13 protein-coding genes and 1 pseudogene are annotated in these 19,267 nt (G+C 61.9%); 10 read left to right on the forward strand and 4 right to left on the reverse strand.

Features of this window, described 5'->3' with window-relative positions:
* Positions 1–193 precede the first annotated feature (193 nt).
* From QD408_RS25275 to QD408_RS25300, 6 genes and pseudogenes are all read left to right on the forward strand, one after another.
* On the forward strand, positions 194–1,120 hold the full coding sequence (locus tag QD408_RS25275) for a cation diffusion facilitator family transporter (RefSeq protein ID WP_088680392.1): 927 nt from the start codon (positions 194–196) through the stop codon (positions 1,118–1,120).
* A 160-nt stretch (positions 1,121–1,280) separates the two neighbouring features.
* Positions 1,281–3,541 (forward strand): annotated as a pseudogene (locus QD408_RS25280) (Orn/Lys/Arg decarboxylase N-terminal domain-containing protein).
* Positions 3,538–5,901 carry an ornithine decarboxylase gene (gene speC / locus QD408_RS25285; RefSeq protein ID WP_414141181.1) on the forward strand — a complete coding sequence of 788 codons (2,364 nt, stop codon included), beginning with the start codon at positions 3,538–3,540 and terminating at the stop codon, positions 5,899–5,901. The pseudogene QD408_RS25280 and the gene speC overlap by 4 nt, the downstream one beginning before the upstream one ends.
* Before the next feature lie 126 nt (positions 5,902–6,027).
* Positions 6,028–7,386 carry a putrescine-ornithine antiporter gene (potE, locus tag QD408_RS25290; RefSeq protein WP_414141182.1) on the forward strand — a complete coding sequence of 453 codons (1,359 nt, stop codon included), beginning with the start codon at positions 6,028–6,030 and terminating at the stop codon, positions 7,384–7,386.
* 17 nt (positions 7,387–7,403) lie between these two features.
* Positions 7,404–8,330, forward strand: a complete 927-nt coding sequence (locus QD408_RS25295) for an amino acid ABC transporter substrate-binding protein (RefSeq protein WP_414141183.1) — start codon at positions 7,404–7,406, stop codon at positions 8,328–8,330.
* Between the two features lie 275 nt (positions 8,331–8,605).
* Positions 8,606–9,565 carry a hypothetical protein gene (locus QD408_RS25300; RefSeq protein WP_414141184.1) on the forward strand — a complete coding sequence of 320 codons (960 nt, stop codon included), beginning with the start codon at positions 8,606–8,608 and terminating at the stop codon, positions 9,563–9,565.
* 4 nt (positions 9,566–9,569) lie between these two features.
* Here the strand turns inward: QD408_RS25300 and QD408_RS25305 are convergent, their stop codons facing one another.
* Positions 9,570–11,348 (reverse strand): hypothetical protein, encoded by a 1,779-nt coding sequence (locus tag QD408_RS25305; protein WP_414141185.1) that lies wholly within the window; start codon positions 11,346–11,348, stop codon positions 9,570–9,572.
* Between the two features lie 275 nt (positions 11,349–11,623).
* On the opposite strand from QD408_RS25305, the gene QD408_RS25310 reads away from it, so the two are divergent.
* A complete protein-coding gene (locus QD408_RS25310) occupies positions 11,624–11,860 on the forward strand; it encodes a hypothetical protein (protein ID WP_088683213.1) in 237 nt (78 codons plus the stop codon).
* 12 nt (positions 11,861–11,872) lie between these two features.
* Here the strand turns inward: QD408_RS25310 and QD408_RS25315 are convergent, their stop codons facing one another.
* The 3 genes from QD408_RS25315 to QD408_RS25325 form a co-directional block, all read right to left on the reverse strand.
* Positions 11,873–13,021, reverse strand: a complete 1,149-nt coding sequence (locus tag QD408_RS25315) for an AI-2E family transporter (RefSeq protein ID WP_414141188.1) — start codon at positions 13,019–13,021, stop codon at positions 11,873–11,875.
* Positions 13,022–13,102: 81 nt separating this feature from the next.
* The gene (ppk2, locus tag QD408_RS25320; protein ID WP_088683212.1) at positions 13,103–13,945 is read right to left on the reverse strand and encodes a polyphosphate kinase 2; all 843 of its coding nucleotides are present in this window, start codon (positions 13,943–13,945) and stop codon (positions 13,103–13,105) included.
* A gap of 20 nt (positions 13,946–13,965) precedes the next feature.
* On the reverse strand, positions 13,966–15,666 hold the full coding sequence (locus QD408_RS25325; RefSeq protein ID WP_414141189.1) for a SulP family inorganic anion transporter: 1,701 nt from the start codon (positions 15,664–15,666) through the stop codon (positions 13,966–13,968).
* A 531-nt stretch (positions 15,667–16,197) separates the two neighbouring features.
* Between QD408_RS25325 and QD408_RS25330 the strand changes: the two genes are divergently transcribed.
* Genes QD408_RS25330 through QD408_RS25340 form a run of 3 tightly spaced genes read left to right on the forward strand, consistent with a single transcriptional unit; the run spans position 16,198 to position 18,916 of the window.
* Positions 16,198–16,512 (forward strand): hypothetical protein, encoded by a 315-nt coding sequence (locus tag QD408_RS25330; protein WP_088683210.1) that lies wholly within the window; start codon positions 16,198–16,200, stop codon positions 16,510–16,512.
* Positions 16,513–16,550: 38 nt separating this feature from the next.
* Positions 16,551–17,948, forward strand: a complete 1,398-nt coding sequence (locus QD408_RS25335; RefSeq protein WP_414141186.1) for a DUF3300 domain-containing protein — start codon at positions 16,551–16,553, stop codon at positions 17,946–17,948.
* 29 nt (positions 17,949–17,977) lie between these two features.
* On the forward strand, positions 17,978–18,916 hold the full coding sequence (locus QD408_RS25340; protein ID WP_414141187.1) for a DUF2950 family protein: 939 nt from the start codon (positions 17,978–17,980) through the stop codon (positions 18,914–18,916).
* The last annotated feature ends 351 nt before the right edge of the window (positions 18,917–19,267 follow it).

Here is a 19,267-nt window from a genome sequence, read left to right on the forward strand (position 1 = left end):
AGCTTCCCCCAAGAGACGGCTGCCCGGAGCCGATGTCTCTGCGTACCGCCTTCAAACAGCGATTGTCGTTGCAAAAACGGGCGGCCGCAATCCGGATCAATGCGTAGTCCGCCGGGCTGGTCTAGCCTTCGTCATCGGGATAAATCTGCCAAAGCGCGTCGCATGACGGGCTAGAGCGGAGACGGGGTCGACGATGCTGGGCGAGCAGGGGTTTCTCAGAATTTCAATCGCGGCGACCGTCGTGGTCGCAACGCTCGGCGTCGTCTTCGGCATTCTTTCCGGCTCCTTCTCGATCGCCTTCGACGGCGTTTATTCGCTGGCCGATGCGGCGATGACCGGACTTGCGCTCTGGGTTTCCAGCCTGATCATACAATCGACGCAGAGCGACGCCCGATCCGGACGGATTCGAAATCGGTTTACGATGGGCTTCTGGCATCTGGAGCCGATCGTGCTCATGCTCAATGGCTGCCTGCTGATGACGGTCGGCGTCTATGCGCTGATCAGCGCGATCATCAGCATCCTGAACGGCGGTCACGAACTGCAATTCGGCATGGCGGTCGCCTATTCCGCGGCGACCTTGATTGTCTGCGCGATCATGGCCTTCCTCGGCATCAGGCTGAATGCGCGTATCAAATCCGATTTCGTCTCACTCGACATCAAGGCCTGGATCATGTCGGGCGGTATCGCGCTTGCGCTGCTCATCGCATTCCTGATCGGCATGGCCGTGCAGGCAACGCCCGCTGCCTGGCTTGCAAGCTATATGGACCCGGCGGTGCTGGCGCTGGTCTGCCTGGTGATGATTCCGCTTCCGATCGGCACCGTCTGGAAGGCGTTCACCGAGATCCTGCTGATTGCCCCGGTCGACCTTCAGGCGCATGTCGACCGCGTCGCCTCGGAAACGGTTCGCCGTCTCGGCTTCCTCTCGCACCGCGCCTATGTCGCCCAGGTCGGCCGGGCCATGCAGATCGAACTCTACTTCATCGTCCCCGAAGGGCTTCCGGCAAAGACCGTGGAGGAATGGGACGCGCTCCGCGATGAGATAGGGAACGCGATCGGTGACGAAAGCGCCAATCGCTGGCTGACGATCGCCTTCACCGCCGATCGGGAATGGGCGGAATAGCCAAGCCGGATACCAGCGCTCAACCGATATCGAAATGCTTCGCATCACGTTGATTGCAATCAACGACGCTGCACGACCCGTCATGTACGATCCTTCAACCTGAGATGAACGCGGGCTGCATGCCGGCCGCAGCCTTTGACCTCGGTTTCTGGAGGAACGCATGGAATTCCAGATGGCATTTCCGATAGCCGTTATCGACGAGGATTTTGATGGCAAGAGCGCTGCCGGACGCGGCATGCGCGATCTCGCCGCAGCCATCGAGAAGGAAGGGTTCCGGATCGTCTCCGGGGTTTCCTATGAGGATGCGCGCCGTCTCGTGCACGTTTTCAATACCGAGTCCTGCTGGCTGGTCTCCGTCGACGGCGCCGAGGACAAGGCCACGCGCTGGCAGGTGCTGGGAGAAGTGCTCGCCGCAAAGCGGCAGAGAAACGACCGCCTGCCGATCTTCCTCTTCGGCGACGATACAACCGCGGAAGACGTTCCGGCCACGGTGCTGCGCCACGCCAACGCCTTCTTCCGGCTGTTCGAGGATTCAGCGGAATTCATGGCGCGCGCCATCGCGCAGGCTGCCCGCAACTATCTCGACCGGCTGCCGCCGCCGATGTTCAAGGCGCTGATGGATTACACGCTCGAAGGCGCCTATTCATGGCATACGCCCGGTCATGGCGGTGGTGTCGCCTTCCGCAAGAGCCCCGTCGGCCAGCTCTTCTACACGTTCTTCGGCGAAAATACGTTGCGCTCCGATATCTCCGTATCGGTCGGCAGCGTCGGTTCGCTTCTCGATCATGTCGGACCGATCGCCGAGGGCGAGCGCAATGCGGCGCGCATCTTCGGCACGGACGAGACCCTCTTCGTCGTCGGCGGCACGTCGACCGCCAACAAGATCGTCTGGCACGGCATGGTCGGGCGCGGCGATCTCGTGCTGTGTGACCGCAACTGCCACAAATCCATCCTGCACTCCCTCATCATGACGGGCGCCACGCCGATCTATCTGACGCCCTCGCGCAACGGGCTCGGCATCATCGGCCCGATCTCCAAGGATCAGTTCACGCCTGAAGCCATCGCCGGCAAGATCGCCGCCAGCCCCTTTGCCGGGCAGACCAGCGGCAGGTCCGGCTGATGGTCATCACCAACTCGACCTATGACGGGCTCTGCTACAATGTCGATGCGATCAAGGCATCGCTCGGCGACGCGGTCGAGGTGCTGCATTTCGACGAGGCCTGGTACGCCTATGCCAATTTCCACGAATTCTACGACGGCTTCCACGGGATTTCATCGAACCAGCCCGCGCGGTCGCAAAACGCCATCACCTTCGCCACCCACTCGACACACAAGCTGCTGGCCGCCCTGTCGCAGGCATCGATGATCCATATCCAGCATGCTGAGAACAAGCGTCTCGACATCACCCGCTTCAACGAAGCCTTCATGATGCACACTTCGACCTCGCCGCAATATGGCATCATCGCCTCCTGCGACGTCGCGGCCGCGATGATGGAGCAGCCGGCCGGGCGCGCGCTGGTGCAGGAGACGATCGACGAGGCGATCAGCTTCCGCCGCGCGATGAACGCCGTGAGAAAGCAAACGGAAGGCAGCTGGTGGTTCGACGTCTGGGAGCCGACGGTTGCCGAGCAGACGCCGAGCGATACCCATGCCGACTGGGTTCTGAAGCCTGATGATGCCTGGCATGGTTTTACCGGCCTTGCCGAAAACCACGTCATGGTCGACCCGATCAAGGTCACCATCCTGTCGCCGGGTCTCTCGGCAAGCGGGGTGATGGACGAGCATGGAATACCGGCCGCCGTCATCACCAAGTTCCTGTCGTCGCGGCGCATCGAGATCGAAAAGACCGGCCTCTATTCCTTCCTCGTTCTCTTCTCGATGGGCATTACCCGCGGCAAATGGAGCACGCTCGTCACCGAACTGCTCAATTTCAAGGATCTCTATGACGCCAATGCGCCATTGACCCGCGCGCTGCCCGCAGTCGCCGCTTCCCATCCGGAAGCCTATGCCGGCATGGGTCTGAAGGATCTCTGCGAGCAGATCCACGCGATCTATCGCAAGGACGACGTGCCGAAGGCGCAGCGTGAGATGTACACGGTCCTGCCCGAAATGGCGCTGCGTCCAGCCGATGCCTATGACCGGCTGGTCAAAGGCCAAATCGAGAGCGTCGAGATCGACAAGCTCATGGACCGCATCCTTGCCGTGATGATCGTTCCCTATCCGCCGGGAATTCCGCTGATCATGCCGGGCGAGCGGATCACCCAGTCGACGAAGTCGATCCAGGACTACCTGCTCTACGCTCGTGACTTCGACAGTAAATTCCCCGGTTTCGAAACCGATATTCACGGCCTTCGCTTCGCGCCCGGCGACGGCGGACGCCGTTACCTCGTCGATTGCATTGCAGGGGAGGGGCAGAAATGATCCCGCGTGATGTGAAGGCCCCGACGGTCGCCATACCCTTCCACAAGATGCTGAAGATCGTCGCGATCATCGACCGCGACAATTCTCAGGCTCAGGCGCTGGTGTCACAGATCACCGCTCAGGGTTTCCAAGTGGAACTGCGCGACGATTATTCCGCCGATGTCTCCGAGGATGCCGACGTCGGCGCCTATATCGGCTCGGTCGAGGGCGGCAAGCTGCCGGCGGCGCGCAGCTTCCTTCGCTCGGTGAGGGAGATCGGCTTCCGCACGCCGATCTGGGCCATGGCCGATACGCTGACGATTGCCGATATGGATGTCGTCGAGATGGCCGGCGAGGTGGATGGTTTCGTCTATCTCGGCCAGCAGACGCCCACCTTCTATGCCAAGCAGATCGTGTCCAGCGCGGTCAATTACGGCAAATCGCTGCTGCCGCCCTTCTTCGGCGGCATGATGGCCTATGACGGCGAGGCAAACATCGCCTTCGATTGCCCAGGGCATCAGGGCGGCCAGTTCTATCGGAAATCGCCGGCCGGCCAGCTCTTCTTCAAATATTTCGGCGAGAGCATTTTCCGTAACGACCTCTGCAATGCCGATGTCGATCTCGGCGACCTCCTGATCCATGAAGGCCCCGCCGTCGAGGCCCAGAAGCAGGCGGCCCGCATCTTCGGCGCGGACCGCACCTATTTCATCCTCAACGGAACGAGCACTTCCAACAAGGTGGTCGCCAATGCGGTGCTGCACAGCGGCGATCTCGTGCTCTTCGATCGCAACAATCACAAATCCCTGCATCAGGGCGCTCTCGTGCAGGCCGGCGCCATCCCGATCTATCTGCCGACCGCCCGCAATTCCTTCGGCATGATCGGGGCTGTCGATTGGGCGGCCTGGGACGAGGCCTGGCTGCGGCAAAAAATAGAGGAGCATCCGCTCGTCGCCGACAAGAGCCGCGCGAAGGCCGAAAGGCCGTTCCGGCTGGCCTGCATCCAACTCGCAACCTATGACGGCACGATCTACAATGTCGCCCAAGTGATGGAGAAGATCGGCCATCTCTGCGACTACGTGCTCTGGGACGAGGCCTGGATCGGTTACAACGCCTTCCATCCGCTCTTCGACGGCCATAGCCCGATGCGCCTCAAAGACCTCAGGGCTGACATGCCCGGGCTGTTTTCCACCCAGTCGGTCCACAAGCAGGGCGCCGGTTTTTCCCAGGCATCGCAGATCCACAAACGGGACGAACATATCAAGGGCCAGCGCAGGTTCGTCGAACACAAGCGCTTCAATGAATCGCTGCTGATGAATGTCTCGACCTCTCCTTTCTATCCGCTTTTCGCCTCGCTCGACGTCAATGCCAAGGTGCATGAGGGCAAGGCCGGCGAGATGCTCTGGGACCGCTGCATCGAACTCGGGATCGAGGTTCGCAAGAAGCTGCGCGGTTTCGTGGGACATTACGAAACCAAAGCCGCAAGCGCCGAGGAACAGTGGTTCTTCGATCCCTTCGTGCCGGACAGGGTGACGGTTTCAGGCTCCAAGCACACCGGCGATCTCGCCGACATCAGATGGGAGGATGTTCCGACCGAAGTGCTGAAACGCGAGCAGCAATGCTGGCGGTTCGATCCGGAGGCGAACTGGCATGGTTATGCCGGCTATGCGCCGGGCTATACGATGGTCGATCCCAACAAACTTGCGATCCTGACCCCCGGCATCGACCGAAAGACCGGCGAATATCGCGAATTCGGCGTTCCGGCCACTGTCGTCGCCAACTATCTGCGCGAACAGCGCGTGGTGGCGGAAAAATGCGACTTGAACAGCCTGCTCTTCCTGCTGACCCCGGCTGAGGACGAGAGCAAGCTGAACACGCTCGTCGCCAAGCTCGTCAAGTTCAAGAACCTGTGGGATCGCGACGCGCCGCTTCAGGAGGTGCTGCCGACCGTCTTTGCAGCCAATCGCGAGCGCTATGCCGGTTATACCGTCCGCCAGGTCTGCCATGAGATGCATTCCTTCTGCCGCGAGGCGGGCGTCAAGGAGTTGCAGCGCCTGTGCTTCCGCTCCGAGAGCTTCCCGGAGCCGGCGATCGCGCCGAAGCAGGCCTATGAGGCACTGGTCGCCAACAATGTCGATTACGTGCCGCTGACGGAAGCCGCCGGCCGCATCTCGGCAACGCTGGCGCTGATCTATCCGCCCGGCATCGGCGTGATCGTACCGGGAGAACGCTGGGACGAAAGGGCGCGGCCGATGCGGGACTATTTCCTCGCCTTCGAAGAATCCTTCAACCGGTTCCCCGGCTTCAACTACGAGGTCCAGGGCGTATTCCAGGAGCGGATCGATGGGCGGATCAAATTCCACACCTATGTCGTGCGCGAGTAGGGGCTGGAACATGCCGCGCAAAAGTGCGCAGCGGTTTTGCGATAACGGCATGTGCAAAAACAAGGAGTTAAAGCGTCGGCCAAGCGAATCTGAAAGATCGCGGCGCGCTTTAGGGAGGATTTCGTCATGACCGACAACACGATGCATCTTGCGGCCGAGACCACGACCAAGAAAAAGATGAACCTGGTGCAGCTCACCTTCATCGTCGCCGTCAACATGATGGGGTCAGGCATCATCATGCTGCCCGCCAATATGGCACAGGTCGGCGCGATCTCGCTTCTCTCCTGGCTCGTGACCGCCATCGGCTCGATGGCGATCGCCTATGGCTTCGCCCAGGCGGGGCTGTTCAACCAGCGCCCCGGAGGCATGTCCGCCTATGCGGAGGATGCCTATGGGAAGGACGGCTATTTCATGGTGTTCTTCCTGTATTTCCTGTCGCTTGCCGTCGGCAACGTGGCGATCGGCATCTCGGCCGTCGGCTATCTCGCCGGGTTCTTTCCGGTGCTGACATCGACGCCGATCATGACCTGCCTGGCGCTGATCGTGCTCCTGTGGCTGACGACGGCCGCCAATTTCGGCGGTCCGCGCATCACTGGCCGTATCGGCTCGGTCACGGTCTGGGGCGTCATCCTTCCCGTCGGGCTGCTGTCGATCATCGGCTGGCTGTGGTTCAGCTCCAGCACCTTCGGCGCAGCCTGGAACCCGCAGGGGCTGACGCTGGCGCAAGGCATGGGATCGAGCATTTCGCTCACACTCTGGGCCTTCCTCGGCATGGAGTCCGCCGCGCAGAATTCCGACGCCGTGGAGAACCCGAAGCGCGACGTGCCGCTCGCCTGCATGTTCGGCACGCTCGGCGCCGCCGTCATCTATATCCTGTCGACGACGGTCATTCAGGGCATCGTGCCGAATGCGGATCTCGCCACCTCCACGGGGCCGTTCGCACTCGCCTATGCCACCATGTTCAATCCGACGATCGGCTCGATCATCATGGCGCTTGCGGTGCTGGCCTGCCTGGGCTCGCTGCTCGGCTGGCAGTTCACGATCGCCCAGACGGCGAAGACCGCTGCGGACGAGCGGATGTTCCCGTCCATATTTTCCCGGGTGAACGAGATGGGAGCGCCGGTCAGCGGCATGGTCATTCTCGGTATCGCACAGACCTGCCTTGCGCTGATGACCATATCGCCAACGCTCAGCGAACAGTTCTCGGCGCTCGTCAATCTCGCTGTCGTCACCAACGTGCTGCCCTACATCATCGCGCTTTCAGCCCTGTTCGTCATGATGAAGGCCGCTCGCGTACCACAGGCGAAATACCGGCTGAACGCCACCATCGCCCTGGTCGGCATGGCCTACAGCGTCTTCGCCATCTACGCCTCCGGCAAGGATGCGGTGCTCGGCGGCATGATCGTCACAGGCATCGGTTTCATCATTTACGGCCTGATCGCCCCGCGTTTCGCCGATGGCGCGAACCGGGCGCCGACTGCCTAACAGAGGGAGGACCAAACATGTCACGAAGAAATGGTCGCTGGGCGATTGTCGCCCTCTCTGTCCTCGCCGCGACGGCCTCGTCGGCTCTCGGCACATCAGCGCAGGCGCAGACGCTCGACCGCGTCAGGACAAACAGCGCGCTGAAGCTTGGCTACGATCCGGATGCAAGGCCCTTTTCCTTCAATGCCGAGCAGAGTCGGCCCGATGGTTACGCCGTCGCCCTCTGCAACAAGATCGCCGATAGTCTGAGAGCCCAGCTGAACCTGCCGAAACTCGATGTGGAATGGGTTTCCCTGTCAGGCGACGCCAAGAGACAGGCCATCGAGAGCGGCGCGGCGGATCTCGTCTGCGGGGCGGAGCCGGTGACGCTGGCGCGCCGGCAGAAGGTCTCGTTCTCCATCCCGATCTTCCCGAGCGGCACCGGCGCGCTGCTCAGCGCCAGCGCGCCGTTGGCGCTGCGGGAAGTCCTGCAATATGGCGAACCGTCGAGCCGTCCCGTCTGGCGCGGCTCCCCGGCCCGTACGATCCTCGAACACAAGACATTCTCGTCGATCGCCGGCACGACGAGCGAAGGCTGGCTGTCCGACAGGATCAAGACTTTCCAGCTCGCGGCGACCGCGACACCGGTCAATGACTATCAGCAGGGGATCGAAAGCGTGCTCGACGGCAGTTCGGCGGTGCTCTTCGGCGATATGCCGCTGCTGATGGACGCTGCTGCCCGCAGCGACAACTCCGGCAACCTGATCGTCCTGCAGCGTTATTTCACCTACGAACCGCTCGGCCTCGAATTGGCGCGCGGCGACGAGGACTTTCGCCTGGCCGTCGATCGCGCGCTGAGCCAGACCTACGCATCCCAGGATTTCCGGAGCTTTTTCACGACATGGTTCGGACCGCCCGACGAAGCGACCGTGACATTCTTCCAGCAGACGGCTTTGCCGGAATAGGCGCGTTATGGACGGGCCTATTCTTGGCCAATCGGAACAAGCTTTGGGTTAGCTGCGCGATATTATGACGACGGAAATGAGAGCATCGCTAAGCCAAGCCTGGAGGGTGAGATAGGAGAAGGCTGGGTTTAAAGCCATGTTCCGCCTTTCAGGCAGGGGAACTCAACCGCGCCGTTTTCAATTACGTATTGCTACGGAAGTCCTGAAGCATCGGCGGGTGTATAAGGCTTTTTCCCCTTGTTGAGCGAATGGGCGATGCGTCGCGGGAGGGCTCGATGGTATCGGATGAGGGAGGAGGAAGCCGTGCACCTCACGACCCCGCAGCCGTCCGCGAGCAGCTTGAGCGTATTCTCGCCAGTCCGGAATTTCATGCTCCTGAGCGCGGCCGGCGTTTCCTGCAATATATCGTCGAGGAGATGCTGGAAGGGCGCAGCGAACAGCTCAAGGCCTATACGATTGCACAGGCGGTTTTCGGACGCGATGCCTCCTTCGACGCGCAGAGCGATCCGGTCGTGCGTATCGAGGCCGGGCGTATTCGCCGCGCGCTCGAACGATATTATCTCGTCAGCGGCAGCAGCGACCCGATCGCGATCACCATCCCCAAAGGGGGCTATTCGCCGCATTTTTCGAGCAGCAAGGGCAATGCGAATCCCGGCGAAGCGGCCGATGTGCAGAACAGCGGCAACAAGCGCGGCAGCCTCGACCGGCCGATCGCCTATCGCGATCTTCTGCTGCCGATCGGCGTGCCCGCCCTGTTCGGCCTGATCGCCGTTCTGGCCATCATCCGCCCGCTGGAGGCCTATCTTTCAACGCCGAAAGCGCCGCCGGCGCCTGCCGCATCGACGCTTGCGAGCAAGGCCAGCATCGTCATCGAGCCTTTCACGGCGCTCGGCGGCACCCGTGAGGGAATGGATTTTGCCAAAGGCCTGGCCGACCAGTTGCTGGCGAAGCTGATGAGGACGGAAAATCTCGTGGTGCTCACGCACGACCGGCCCGGCGCTCAAACGATCGTTCCGCTGTTCAATCTCCAGGGAAGCGTGGTTGTCGAGGGCACCGTCCTTCATCTGCATGTCCGCCTGATCAATGGCGCGGACGGCGCGGTCATATGGGCCAATCAATATGATCGCGAGCTGCGCGGCCGGACCATTCTCGATGTCGAGGACGAGATCGCCATGCAGATCGCGCTGGAGATTTCGAACAGCCGCAAGCAGAGCGCCGCATCGCCCGATCGATGACGGCTTACTTCGCCGGGACCGCGCCGATATCGATCCCCGAGGCGCGCAGCCCGTTCAGGAACCGTTCCTGATCTTCCGGTCGTTGCAGGCGCAGGGAAACCTCCTCGCGGATATCGGTCATCAATGCCGGCGCATGGGTATAAAGCCAATGCTTTTCCGCCTCGGCTTCCGCGGTCTTTCCGGCGGCGCCGAGAATGGACAGCAGCACGAGACGATGGACGGGGTTCGAGCCGAGATCGGACTTTCGCGACCACCGCTCCGCCTGTTCGAGATCGCCTTTCATGAGCGCGCACAGCGCCATGCCGGCTTCATAGTATCCGCTCGGGCCGGCGCCTCTGTTGAGGGCGATCGACAGCAGTTCGCAGCCCGATTGCCATTTCCCGGACAGCGCCAGCCGATAGCCATATTCGCCGGCGACTTCCACATCGCCGGGATTGGCGGCATGGGCTGCCGTGCCGGCCTTCAGGGCCTTGTCGATATCTCCGTGGAAGAAGCCCACCATCATCAGCGCCTGCAGCACCCGGGGATCGCCTGGCGCCAGCGATGCCGCCCGCTCCACCGCCGCGGTCGCCAGTTCGAGCGGCTCGACCGAAGAGGGAGCGCCGAGCTTGTGGCGAAACCGCAGCTCGTCGAGATAGACCATCGACAGCAATGCCCATGATGTAGCGTTGTCGGGAAAACGCTGTGTCGCCTTCAGCAGGCATTCCAGTGCGGCGCTGTGGCTTTGCGCGGTCATGGCCTGACGGTAGCTGTAATAGGCGCGGGTACAGGCATAAGCATCCTGGTCGCCATTTTGCGCCGGCCGGGCGATCTTATCCGTCTCGGTTTGAAAGATGGCGCCATAGGGATGCGCGATGGCGCTGGAAATCTGCCGGGAGATATTGCCTTGGATGACGAGTTTGTTTTCGGCATCCAGATCGGCATCGAAGTTCTTGGCCCAGATGACGGCACCGTCCGATTGACGCACCAGCCTGGCCGCGGCGCGCAACCTGCTTTCGTCGAGCTGGACATTGCCCTGGAGCGCGTAGTCGGCACCGGCGGCACGCTCGCCGCGCAGCGGATCGGCAACCACGACGATGTGGTCGAACCGGGCAAGCTGGCCGATCACGTCGTCCCTCAGCCCGCGTGCTATGTCCGAACCGGGGTCGGCGGAGCCGCTCTCGGCAAAGAACTCGACGACGACTTTCGGCTCGGCGGCCGCAGGCGGCGATGACGCGCTCGGCCGCCCCTGACCAGACAATGCAAATGCAAAGGCCAAGGCGAAAAGAGCAAGGGCCGCGGCTATGACGATTCTGGGGACAGGAACGGCCGAAAGCATCGGAGCGGGCGTCTTTCGACGAGAACCGTCCCGGTCGTCGGGCTCCGCAGTCTGCGTTTCCTCCGGGTCTTCTGGGCCTGCCGGCGGGAGCGGCAGCCCCTGAGCATATTCGAAATGCGGCACATATCCGCCTTTGGGCACGGTGATGATGACCTCGTCCGCGCGGCCCGCGACGAGGTAATAACGTTCGAGCGCCTTTCTGATCCGGCCGGCCTCGATCCGGACGACGGGATCATTCTGCGGGTCGAAGGAAGCTTCCCGGCCGAAAACCACGTTTGCTATCGTGAAGGCTTTCAGAAATCCCGATCGGCCGGCGAGCGTCTCGTTGACGACGAATTCGAGAAAGTTCCGCCCGCGCTTGGGCGCGTGAAACTCCTCGCTTCCGAGAATTCGCTCGACCTGCCGGCAGATTTCATCAGCTGTCGGCCCAAGACTGCTGAAGGCGTTGACGTTTGCGCTTCTCATGATCGCCCCTACGACAAGTCACGCAATTATCTGAGGTAGTTCTAATACATCATAGCGCACGAGCCCACGGTTGCAAGTTTTGCTTTGGAATTGGCATCTAAGCCGTGCCGGCGCATCAATTTTCCGAATGGCGAGGCGATTCCGATTGTTCGATACCGCACTAAGTTGCAAATGACGGCTCCCCGTCTGATACTGTTATTGTGACCTCGGGAACAATCCGGCACCTTTCTATTTTCGTATCAGGTGCAGACACGCTTCGAATACGGGGCTAACCCATGAGCCAGGAACGCGGCCGCAGAAAACTGATGTTGCGGCTTCCGGACATCCGCCACCTGCTGGCGGGCATAACCAGCGAGACGCTCGGCGAATTGTTCGAGGCCTACGATCTTGCCGTCGATGCGCTGGATCGGTTCCGGACCCAAAGCCCGAGGGAAGACAAGCTCGTCCAGGAATATGAGGAGCTCTGCCTCGAAATAGAGCAGGAGGTCGTCGTCTACTGTACCAACCGGTAGATCGGCGGAGGATTACCCCGCGCGCCCGGCTTCGGCGTTGAAACCGGGCGCGTGATCCTGTTCGCTTCCCTCCGCGATCGCCGGCGGCCAGGCCCAGGCTCTCAGCAGCTCGTAAAAGACGCTGAGCACGACCGGCCCCAGGAAGAGGCCGAGGAGCCCGTGGGAAAGCGTGCCGCCGATGACGCCGATCAGGATCACGGCCATGGGAGTCGAGAGGCCTCTCGCCATCAGGATGGGCTTCAGGATGTTGTCGACGATCGAGATCGGCACCGCAAGGCAGGTAAAGACAAGGGCACTGGCGAACGGCCAGGCGAACCAGGCCCAGATGACGAGGGGCAGGAGCACGAGCGCGGGCCCCAGCTGCATGACGCAGAGCATGAAGACCACGAAGGTCAGCGCTCCGCGCGCCGGGACATCGAAGAAGGCAAAGCACAATCCGCAGAGCAGGGTTTGCAGGAAGGCGACGCCGATGACGCCGCGCGAGACGTTCCGCACCGTGGTTCCCGCCAGCCGGGCAAAACCGACGCCCTTTTCACCCGCGACCCGGCTTGCCAGAACCTGTATCGCCGCCGCCAGGCGCGTCGCCTGGGTGAGAAACACGCCGGAGAGCATGATCGAGACGACGAAACTCAATACGCCGCCGCCGATCGAGGCGAGCTTCGTCACGACAACGCCCATGACCTCGCGGATCGGCGCCTGAAACTTCATGATGGCGGAAGCGAGATCGCCGGCAATCCGGTTCCAGGTCTCATGGAGCCGCTCGCCGACGACAGGCCAATCCCTGATGGCGTCGGGCGCCGCGGGCAGCGTGAATTCTCCCGTCCGCAACCTGCCGATCAGCGCCTGCACGGCGTCGGCGAAATTGACCGCGACGAGGGCGAGCGGCGCGATGATCAGGACGAGACAACCGACGACGACGACGATGGCGGCAATCACCGGCCTGTTTCCGATCAGCCGCGAGAGCGCCGCAAACATCGGGAAGAGAGCCACGGCGAGAATGGCCGACCAGATGACGATCAGCGCGAAGGGAGCGATGAGCGTCATCGTCCAATAAGCGAAAAGTCCAATGATGCCCAACCGGACAAGATCGCTCACTCTCGCCTCTATCGAAATCTGACCCGCACCGGTGCCTTGCGCTGTCGTATCGGCTGCCTGCTCCATCGTCGCATCCGCCAGGTTCCAGACCATGCTTTAAAGCGTGTCGTGATCGTAAAACCGCGGCACAGTTTTGCGCGACATCTTCTATGACGTCGTGTCGGGCACGACATGGCGGACGCTGCGATCCTCCACGAAGTCGGACGGCCGCTTCTGGCGTTTTCCGAGATCGGGCTCTTCGAACTTCAGCCGTTCATAGGGGATGGATTGCAGGATGTGCGAGATGCAGTTGATCCGCGCGCGTTTCTTGTCGTCGGAAGGCACGATCCACCATGGCGCATGGTTGCTGTCGGTCATCCGCAGCATCTCGTCATAGACGCGCGTATAATCCCACCAGCGCTGGTAGGATTCGACGTCCATGGGGCTGAGCTTCCATTGCCGCAGCGGATCGTCGATCCGGCGCCGGAAGCGGCGTTCCTGCTCTTCTTCGCTGACCGTCAGGAAATATTTGAGCAGAATGACGCCGCTTTCGACGATCGCCGCTTCGAAGCGGGGTGCGAGCTCGAGAAAACGCTGCGCTTTCTTTTCGCTGGTGAAGCCCATGACGCGATCGACGCCGGCGCGGTTATACCAGCTGCGGTCGAAGATCACGACTTCGCCGGCTGCCGGCAGATGGGCGATATAACGCTGCATGTAGATCTGCGATTTTTCCCGGTCGGTGGGAGCGGGCAGGGCCACGACGCGGAAAACACGCGGGCTGAGCCTTTCCATGATCCGCTTGATCATGCCTCCCTTGCCGGCGGCGTCGCGCCCCTCGAAGATGATGACGATCCTTGCGCCCGACTTTTTCACCCAGGCCTGAAGATGCGCCAGTTCCACCTGCAGGCGGCCGATCTCCTTGTCGTAATCCCATGATTTCTTTTTCTTTTTATCTTTGCTGCTGCGGCTTGCTTCTACTTCGGCCTGTTTCGGCTCGTAGTTTTCGTCCATGGCTCTCCCTCCTTGTGAAACTAGGATGCAGTGCCGGCGGGGAGGGGGCGGTCGGTCTGGTCGATATCGCCGATCAGCGCCCGCAAGGCTTCTTCCCTGCCGTTGAAAAGATTGTCGGCGCCGATCGTCTTGATGACCCCGGCACGATGGAGAATGGCGCGGCTTTCATCGCTGAGGTCGGCGATCGCGAAGGTGATGTTGCGCTTCGCAAGCAGTTCGGCCACGGCCTCGAGTGCGGTCGCCCCGGTGCTGTCGATATAGGTGATGGCGCTTGCATCGAGCACCAGGCATCTGGTTTCGGCGGGAAGCGCCTTCACGACCGAAATCATCCGCAAGCGCACATAATCGGCGTTGTAAAACAGGATGCTGCCCTGGACCGCAAAGACGGCCGCGCCCTCGATGGGACGGGCTTCCGGAAAACGCTGCATGTCGAAGAAGCCGTGCCGCCCCTCGATGCGGCCGAGAAGGCCGTCGCGCGGAAACATCGTCTGACGCAGGAGATAGGCGAAGGTGGCCGCGATGGCGACGATGACGCCGTTGAGAACGCCGAAGCTGATCGCGCCCCACATGGCGATCAGCGCGAAGATGAATTCGATACGGCTGATGCGCCAGATCTTCCTGAGCTCGTCGACATCGATGAGGCTGATCGCCGCCGTTGCCAGGATGGCCGCCAGCGCCGGGATCGGAAGGATGCGCAGCGCATCGTTCAGGAAAACCAGCGCCGCAACCAGCGTCGCGGCCGAAACCAGCCCTGCAAGCTGGGAAACACCGCCCGCCGACAGGTTTATGGCGGTGCGGGAATCCGACACGCTGATCGGAAACGAACCGAAAAGGCCGGGCGCGATATTGGCGGCGCCAAGTCCGATCAGCTCTTGATTTGCATCGACTTCCTCGCCGGTTCGCGACCCGAAGCTGCGCGCGGCCACGATGCCGGCACCGAAGCTGACGAGAAAGATCGCGGCCGAACCGAGCACGATCTTGTCGAGCGGCATTTGATGAAATGCGGGCAGCGAAAGGGCCGGCAAGCCGCTCGGCAGGTCGCCGACGACGGCGATGCCGTGGCCGCGGAAATCGAAGATCGCCGACAGCACGACCGAGACGACCACCACCAGAACCGGGCCGGGAACCTTCAGATGGAAGGCCCGGACGATCCACAGCAGCGCAAACATGGCAAGGCCGAGGATCAGCGAAGGCCAATGGATCAGGCCGCTCTTGGCGAGCATTTCGACGAGCGGAGCGATCAGTCCGTCGGATTCGATTTTCACGCCCGTGAAGCGGCCGATCTGTCCGACCAGGATCGAAAGCGACACCCCGGCGAAGAACCCGACCAGAATGGGCCGGGACAGGAAGCTCGCGAGAACGCCGAGCCGCAACAGTTTCGCAGCGATGCAGAAGACGCCGACACCGATGGCAAGCGCAGAAGCGATCGCAACCCGGTCGACGGGGGTGCCGGCAGGCATGGCCGCGATGATGGCGCCCATGGCAGCGGCAAGCACCGTCATCGTCGCCGCGTCGGGCCCGACGACCAAGAGCCGCGATGGGCCGAAAATCGCGTAGGCGATCGGCGCCAGGATGCTGGCATAGATGCCGGTCTCCGGCGGCAGGCCGGCGATCGCCGGATAGGCGATGGCGCTCGGCAGGCCGACGGCGGCGACCGACAGCCCGGCGGGGATATCGCTGCGAAGCCAATCCCAGCTGAAACCGCTCAGGCCCCGCAACATCGGAATGCTACCTGTCACCGCTGGCTCCTATGCTCTCACCGTTGGTTCCTCTCGGGGCGCGTCTCGCTGCTTGGCCCGATGACCGGGATCGGCGTCGCCAGGCGTTCGGCAGCGTCCTGATGGTGTGGTTCGTGCGTTGGCGACCGCGTCGCAGGCCATGATGACGACAAGGAAGGCCGGGACGCTCAAGACGAGATAGTCGAAGAACACGGCCGCTCCCTTCCGGCCGGTCTGGCCGAGCCGCTCGATCGCTATCAACAGTCGATATTAGGCCCGTTTCGGCGTTGAGGCTCGTAGCATCGCGTAATCTCTATCGGGTTGCCGGGAGCCACAGCTTCGAGGAGATCTTCTCCGCGCAAGGGCGCAGGAACGCGATCGGCTCGTTTCATGCCATTCCGGCGCTGTGCCGCAAATTCTCCCGGCGCTTCGAAAGCCTGCACCCGTAGGATCGCGTATTTTACGTCAGCCGCCAGTGCGTCTGCTGTATAGTTTTTCACATCTGCTGAGCGCAGTTCGACGGCGGGGGCGGAGATGGCGTCGGGAGAAAAAGGTTCGACATATCTGTCCGCCCTCGAGACGGCCGAGACTTACTTCCCCAACCAGACGCGGCTGATACAGCGGCTTTTCTATGTGAACGAGCCCTTTCATAGCATGTGCGAGGATCTCGCGGATGCCGCACACGCTCTGGCGCAGGTCGAGGGTCTGCCCGAGGCGGTTCGGGAGGCGCGGCGGCTGGAATATGCGGGCCTGGTCGAGGCTCTGCTGAAAGAGATGGGTGAGGCGATCGCGCAGTCGAAAATAGTCATGCTCGGGCGGCCGCCCCTGACCGGTCCGAAGTCTCGATGAAGGCATTCGTATTGTTTGATCCAAGGGAGGTCCATGCGATGAGAGCAATTTCCCGCAAAGTGCTTGCTGGCCAACTCATTACCGGATTGGCGGCTGTGGCGATCATTGCTTTTCAGCCGGCCCTGCCCGCGCGCGCCCAGGCGCCTGCGGCTGCGCCGGCAGCCGCACCAGCCCAGACGAGTGCCGGAGAACCGGCGGCCGCACTTCTTTCCGACGATGAACTGGAAGTGCTCGTGGCGCGCATCGCGCTCTATCCGGACGAACTGGTCGCGGCAATTTCCGCCGCCTCGCTCTTTCCTCTCGAGATCATCGAGGCGCAGCGTTTCCTCGAGGCGAAAAAGAAGAATTCCGACCTCAAGCCGAAAAGCGATTGGGACGGCAGCGTCATTTCGCTGCTCAATTATCCCGACATCGTCAAGATGATGAGCGAGGATCTCGACTGGACCCAATCGCTCGCGGATGCGCTCACCAACCAGCAGAAGGACGTCCTGATCGCCATTCAGCAGCTTCGCGACGAAGCGGTGGAAAAGAACATCATCAAGACGGACGACAAGGTCACTGTCGTCACCGAGAACGACAACATCATCATCCGGCCGACAGATCCCGAGAAGATCTATATCCCGCAGTATCCGCCGGAAATGCTCTATGAACCGGGTTATGTTTCGGAGCCGATCTCCTATTATCCCGATTATTACGACAACTATTATTATCCCGGGGCGGGGTTCTTTGCCGCCGCGGTCACCGGGCTGACCTGGGCTGCCGTCGTCAACTGGGACGATTGGGGTGTGTGGGGCGGCCGCTGGGACGGCGATATCGACATCGACTGCAACAATTGCCTGAACGACCGCAATTTCAATGGAAAGCTCAAGTGGAACGACGTCGACTGGAGCAATGTCGACCGCAGCAAGTTGAGCATCGGCAAGGACCAGCTCTCGAACTTGGACCGGTCGGCGATCAAATCCGGTCTGCAGGCCGACAATCGCAACCAGTTGCGCAATCGGGCCAACGATATCCAGGCGAGCCAGAGGCCCGGCAATCGCGCCAATTCGGCGCGGGCGGACGATATCCGCAAGAACACGGCGCAGGGGCTGAAGGCCAAGCCTGCGGCCAACAGACCGACCGCGGCCAATCGGCCGGCCGCGTCCCGGCCGGAGGCGCGTCCTCAGAAGGCCGCCAATCGCCCTGCCAAACCCGCTCAAAAGGCTGCCAACAGATCCAATAAGCCGCAGATGGCTGCCAGGCCCGACAATCGCGGACGCCAATCGAGCGCTCTCGGCAGCCCGCAGTCCGGTCGCCGGGAGGCCGTCTCCTCGCAGCGAGGGGCGCAGAGCATGAGCCATCGCCCATCAGCCCGTCCGCCTCAGGCCCGGCCGCGCCCGCAGGGCGGCGGCGGTGGCGGCCGTGGCGGCGGTGGCCGCGGTGGTGGACGGCGTTGAGACCTCTTTCCAGATCAGGGAGCTACATCATGAGACGCCAATCGACCGTCATTCCGCTCATGTTCGCGGCAGCGCTCTGCACGATGCCGGCAACGCCGGCATTCTCGCAAGCGCCGACTAATTTCGCCGAATACAAGGCGGCAGCGCCTTCGCCGAAATTCGACAGCCCGTCGCTTGCGGTCGACAGACTGAAAGCGGTTCTGAGTTCCAACAACATCGACGATCTTGCCGCTCTGCTCGGCCTCAAGGCCGACAAGCTTCGATCCAGCAACGAGGCGATGATCGCTTACGGATTGATCCGCGAGGGCGCGGAGCGGAAGGCGGTTCTGCGGGACGACGGAGATCTCAAGGTCGTTGCGATCGGCGACCGGCTCTGGCCGCTGCCGTTTCCGCTGAGCCAGGACAAGGACGGCAAATGGTTCTTCGATACTCAGCGTGGCCTTGAGGAGATTACCAATCGCCGCATCGGCGAGAACGAGCTCGCCACCATCGACACCATGCATGAATATGTCGTGGCCCAGTATCAGTTCGCATCCGCAGACCGCGACGGCGACGGCATCTATGAGTTCGCAAAGAAGTTGATCAGCAGTCCCGGCAAGCTCGATGGCCTGTACTGGGACCCGAGCGTTTATCCCGAGGAGAGCCCGGCAAGCGGCCTGGTCGAAACGGCCGCCTTCGGCGCCGCCAAACGCGGCGAGGGCTATTTCGGCTATCGCTACCGTATCCTGACATCCCAGGGAGACAATGTTCTTGGCGGCAAGCAAAGCTACGTCGTCAACGGCTATATGACCGCCGGCTTTGCGCTGATCGCCTGGCCGGTCAAATATAGGGTCACGGGCGTGCAGACCTTCATGGTCAACGGGATGAGCGTCATCTACCAGCGCGATCTGGGCCCGGCAACGGAAGAGCGCGCCGCGGCGATCAAGGATTTCAATCCGGATGCGAATTGGACCGTGGTGAGGGATTAGAGCATGTCGCGCAAAAGTGTGCGGCGGTTGTCTAATCGCATTGCCTTAGTCAAGGCTGTTTTGTCATTAGGCATCGGCGCCGCTTTTGGGGACGGCGTAGCGAGGTGGATTCGAATGTTTGGGCGATGTTGTCTTCAAAGCAGTCCAGCGCCGGGAGCAGGGTTGTCTGCGCGGTCGACACACGGTCGCCGCATGATGGGTCTTCGCAGGCAGGACCTTCCTATGTTTTGCGCGCAGTCTCGATGAGCTGCAGCCGCGACAGCGGAATGATCCGACCCACGCCCGCAGCTGGGACGCTCAGGGCCTCAAATGAGGTTTGACGCGCTGAGGGAGGGGGCCGACACTTCGCTC

Source organism: Rhizobium sp. BR 249, from assembly GCF_047445895.1.
Taxonomy (GTDB): Bacteria; Pseudomonadota; Alphaproteobacteria; order Rhizobiales; family Rhizobiaceae; genus Rhizobium.